The organism is Priestia sp. TRM10 (genome assembly GCF_057808375.1).
This window is the reverse complement of the sequence record NZ_JBJZOT010000034.1, coordinates 1-330: the sequence shown is the minus strand read 5'-3', so window position 1 is coordinate 330 and position 330 is coordinate 1. Positions and strand designations below refer to the sequence as shown.

Annotated in this window: 1 rRNA gene; it reads right to left on the bottom strand. The window is 42.4% G+C overall.

From position 1 onward, the window contains the following. Positions 1-222: ribosomal RNA gene (locus ACK3CR_RS27055) — 16S ribosomal RNA — on the bottom strand; the annotation flags it as partial. Between the last annotated feature and the right edge of the window lie 108 nt (positions 223-330).

Sequence of the window (330 nt, the reverse complement as noted above, 5' to 3'; positions counted from 1 at the left end):
TAAAAGCCACCTTCTAACATATCATCATGCGAAGATATGTGTTATCCGGTATTAGCTCCGGTTTCCCGGAGTTATCCCCGTCTCAAGGGCAGGTTGCCCACGTGTTACTCACCCGTCCGCCGCTAAGATTTGAAAAGCAAGCTTTTCAAATCTCCGCTCGACTTGCATGTATTAGGCACGCCGCCAGCGTTCGTCCTGAGCCAGGATCAAACTCTCCATAGAAAGTTTGGTTTCATCTTTCGATGTCCATAGCTTTTTGTTTCTTATAAGAAACGTTGTTTTAAAAATAAAATAGAATTAACGTTGACGTATTTTGTTCAGTTTTCAAAG